General features: G+C 68.2%; 4 protein-coding genes and 1 other RNA gene. 3 read left to right on the top strand and 2 right to left on the bottom strand.

What is annotated here, in order from left to right; genetic code table 11:
• Both VIB55_RS01500 and VIB55_RS01495 read left to right on the top strand, forming a co-directional pair.
• On the top strand, window positions 1-275 hold a 275-nt coding region (locus VIB55_RS01500), incomplete at its 5' end, for a helix-turn-helix transcriptional regulator (RefSeq protein ID WP_331874890.1).
• A 218-nt stretch (window positions 276-493) separates the two neighbouring features.
• Window positions 494-1,429, top strand: a complete 936-nt coding sequence (locus VIB55_RS01495; RefSeq protein WP_331874889.1) for a protein kinase domain-containing protein — start codon at window positions 494-496, stop codon at window positions 1,427-1,429.
• A gap of 135 nt (window positions 1,430-1,564) precedes the next feature.
• Here VIB55_RS01495 and ssrA read toward each other — a convergent pair.
• Window positions 1,565-1,938, bottom strand: a transfer-messenger RNA (tmRNA) gene (ssrA, locus tag VIB55_RS01490).
• A gap of 300 nt (window positions 1,939-2,238) precedes the next feature.
• Between ssrA and VIB55_RS01485 the strand changes: the two genes are divergently transcribed.
• The gene (locus VIB55_RS01485) at window positions 2,239-2,814 is read left to right on the top strand and encodes an outer membrane beta-barrel protein (RefSeq protein WP_331874888.1); all 576 of its coding nucleotides are present in this window, start codon (window positions 2,239-2,241) and stop codon (window positions 2,812-2,814) included.
• A gap of 80 nt (window positions 2,815-2,894) precedes the next feature.
• Here the strand turns inward: VIB55_RS01485 and VIB55_RS01480 are convergent.
• Window positions 2,895-4,153, bottom strand: a 1,259-nt coding sequence (locus tag VIB55_RS01480; RefSeq protein ID WP_331874887.1) for a DEAD/DEAH box helicase, incomplete at its 5' end; no start/stop codon positions are given.

Raw genomic sequence — 4,153 nt, 5'->3', positions numbered from 1 at the left:
GGTGGACCCAGCAGCAACTCGCCGAAGCCGCTGGGCTCAGCCAGCCGCGCATCGCCGAGATCGAGCGGAGTGATGCGAATCCCACGTTGCTGACCATCACGCGCATCGCCAACGCACTGGGCGTTCGCGTCGAGCGTTTGTTCGCGGATACAAGCGTGCGCCGTCAGGAAGAGCCGGCTCCGGAGCCACAGGCGCTAGTCGATGGGGACGACCAGCCGGTCCGTCGCGCCCCTCGCAAGCGGAAGCCGAGAGCGCGGGCGGTGCTCGTTGCCTGAGTCGCTGAAGACACTGCCGCGAAAGACGTAGCGGTTGTATATTGATCCCAAGGGGCGGCCCGCCGAGGCCGCCCCTTCGCAATTCCCCACCCAATCAGCAGTCCAGGGCAGATACGCGGGCCAGCTTGCCACGCTCTCAACCCTTTACGGGTACGGAGCCTGGCCGAGCCTCGAACGTCCCCGGATCGCGAGACGCACCACCGGGCAGGAGCCCTGAATTGACCGCACCTGGCACCCTGATCAACCTCGCCGCGCCCGTCATTCCGGGGTGGCGGATCGTGCGACCGCTTTCCAGCGGGGCGCAGGCGCACACGTACGTCGTCGCGCCCGCGGACCGCCCGCACGACGAGTGTGGTGTGGCCAAGGTGATGCGGCTGACCGCGCTGGAGGGGCATGCCCTGTCTATCGAAGGGCAGCGCTGGCGGATGGAGCGGGAGGTGGCGGCCTTGGAGTCGCTGGCCCGCGCGGAGTGCCCGGGCGTGGTGCGGCTGCTGGACCACGGGTCTGCCACGGCGAACACCGAACAGGGGTGGATGGTGATGCGGCGGCACGAGACGGCCGCGCGCTGGTTCGACGGCGTCACTTTCTGCTACGCCGAGCGGTTCCGCGGCCGCGTTACGCGGGTGATGGAGTTCACCGAGTTCCTGGCCCGCACGCTATCCCTCATGCACGGCCGGCCGCAGCCGATCGTGCACCGCGACCTGCACCTGGGCAACGTGCTGATGGATCGCGTGGGCGCCCCGCCCGTGCTGGCCGACTTCGGAATTGCGCACGTGGCGGGGTTCGCCGGCCGGCCCGAGGGCGACCCTGTGCGGTCCGGCGCCTGGCACTGGCGGCCCCCGGAGCTGGACGCGGGCGACCCGGGTTCGACTGCGTCGGACGTGTTCATGCTGGGCGGGCTGGTCTTCGAGGCGCTGTCAGGCGGGTTCGTACTCCCGCCGGCGGAGGAGTGGGCCGGGCGCTCGCCGCACGATACGCATGACCACCACCTGGGCCGCTGGACCACGGATGCACGGATTCCCATGGTGCACCGGCTTCTGCACCGGTTGCTCGCGCTGGATCCCGCGGAGCGCCTGTCCGCCGACGAGGTGGCGGAGCGCTGCCGCGAAATCCGTCTGGCCGGCACCCGCCGCGCGATTCCCGTCGCCGCGTAGGACGCACAAGCACGAAGCGACGAGAGGCCGGGCCCAGCGATGCGCTGGACCCGGCCTCTCTCGTATCTCCGTACCGAACTTCCGGATACGCAAAACGCCGGACCAGGCAATTGCCCGGTCCGGCGCAGCGTACAACTATGGAGCTGGCGGGAGTCGAACCCGCGTCCGCCTACAGATCCCCCGCAGCGTCTACGTGCGTATCCCCCTGTTTCTTTCTCCTCGCTCGCTCATCGGCCAGAGAGAGGCCCATCGCGAACCAGCCGTGAAAGTCTCGCCTGCGCCGTCACGGCGCCAAACGCAGGCCAGCTAGCTTTTGTCGACGCTCATCGGCCCGCCACTAGCAGGGCTGACCGACAAACGGGAGGTAAGGAGCCGTTAAGACTCTACTTACGCAGCCAGGGCGAAGTTATCGTTCGCGGTTACACAGTTCCCGGAGGTTTAACGAGTGCTCCGAGCACCTCGGCACGCAGCCACGGCTTCACCATACACGTCGAAACCATGACAGCCCCATGACCCATATTTTCAACCGACGCCACTAATCTAACCGCCCCCGCCCCCGCTGTCAATCCTCTTGGCGCGCAACGACTTACGCGCGGTGTCACCCTCGCGGCGGGCGTCCGTCCTTCAGGGCGGACACACCCGGGCCGGCCCGGATCTCCACGACCGTTGCCGTATGCCCGAAAACGCCTGATGAATCCTGGTAATTCCTTGTCGTGTATCGACTTCGGCCCGTCGCTTGCCAAACCATGCCGCCACATCCGCTCCGCCGACGGTCGGCGGGCGGGCATCAACCAGTAGTCGAAAGCACGATGAGAAAGAGCTTGTTTGCGGGCGTAGCGCTGGCCCTGGCAGTGATTGCAGGTGACGCGGCGGCCCAGTCGCCGGTTCCGTTCTCGCTGGAGGGCCGCGTGGATTATGCGGCGCCCACCGGTGACTTCGGCGACGTGATGGAAGAGGGGCACAGCTTCAGCGGCGGCGTGTCGATCGGCATTTCGCCGGGGCTGGGCGTTTACGGCAGCTTCAGCCAGACGCGCTTTGGCACCGATCTGGGCGAGGACGGCGACAACGCCGACGCCATCGACCAGGGGTTCTCGGCCGGGTTGACCACTGCCCTGCCCCGCTTTGCGGGCGTCGCGCCGTGGGTGGGCGTCGGCGCGGTGTTCCACCAGTTGGAGATCGGCGGCAGCGACGACGGTATCGACGAGGACATCGGCTTCGAGGTCGGCGGCGGCCTTGCGCTGAGCCTGGCCCGCAACGTCCGCCTTACGCCCGGCGTCGGCTACCGCCGGTATGCCACCGAGATTTCCGGCCTCGCCGGCTTGGTGGAGAGTGAGCTGGACGTGGAGTACTTCACGGCCGGCATCGGCCTGAACATCGCTTTCTGAGCGACGGCACCCGTTTGTGAAGCGGCCCCGGGCACTCGTGCCCGGGGCCGCTTTTTCGTCCGCCTCCGAACGCTCGTGCATCAAGGACCGGCGAGCGATCTCGTCCTCACCGTCATCCGCACCGGGGTGCCGTCGGGAGCCGCCATCTCCAGCTGCCGCACGGATCGGAAGTGCGCGGGATAGCCCTTGATGGCCATCGAATCCGTCATCACCTGCTCGTCGCCCGGAACGGTGCGCAGGATCTCGTCGCTCATGAACACGATCAGCTTGGACCGGGGCCGCGTGATCGAGACGTTGAAGCGGTTGGGGTTCAGCAGGAACTCCGCCTCGCGCTCCGCGTACTCGCGATCCGCCACCGCGTAGGAAACGATGATCAGCTCGCGCTCGTTTCCCTGCATCCGCTCGACGGTGTCCACCACAGGCAGCTCGTCGCGGGGCCATCCTCCCGCGATCAACTCGCCGAGGATCGCCGAGTTCTGCGCGCGGTGCGGTGCGATGACGGCCAGCGCGTGCGATCGGAAGCGCTCCGGCGTGTAGGCATCGCCCGTCTGCGGGTCCATCATCCCGCCGCGCGCCAGACGGGCGATGCGAGCGACGAGGCCGGCTTCGAACGGGTTGCGCACGGTGGCGCGAAATCCTTCGTACGAGCAGAAGACGACGGCGTCCTCGGGCCGCAGGAACACGTCCCACAGCAGCGCATCGAGCGGATCGGTTGGGGTCGCCTCCGATGACAGGGAGAGGCGCCGGTCGGGGTCCATCGACACGAAGCCTTGATAGAACAGCCGCCGTGGCCAGCGGACCAGGGCGCGGTTCATCCGCCGGCTCTCGCGCAGCGCCATCCGCCCGAAGTGCCCCGCGAAGTGGGTGAAGGCCGAGCCGAACAACGTCTCCTCGCGCGGATAGCTGCCGTGCAGGATGGGCGCGAGCTGCCGGTCGTCGCCGCACAGCACCACGCGCCCGCCGCGGCGGATGGACGACAGGGCGATCAGCGCGTCAGGCACCTTCATCTGCGACGCTTCGTCGATCACGATCACGTCGAAGAGCGAGCGGATGGGGATTTCCGGGCCGGACTCCTTTTCCGTCTCCGCGCGGTTGATGTCGCGCATCTGCTTCCACAGCGACCACACGGTGGAGCCGACCACCACGGGGAGACCGGTCTCGTCGGCCTCAGCCAGCAGGCTCTCCAGCCGCTCGTCCTTCACCAGCTCCACGCCGGCGCCTTCCAGCTCCTGGTCGGCCTCGGTGCCGCGCGAGGCCAGCTTCACCACCCGCAGCGGCGGCTCGATCCCCGACGCCGCCAGCTCGCGGGCGATGCGGACCAGCACGTTGGCGATTGCGC

It is taken from the genome of Longimicrobium sp. (assembly GCF_036554565.1).
Classification (GTDB): Bacteria; Gemmatimonadota; Gemmatimonadetes; order Longimicrobiales; family Longimicrobiaceae; genus Longimicrobium.
This window is presented reverse-complemented; position numbering and strand designations above follow the sequence as displayed.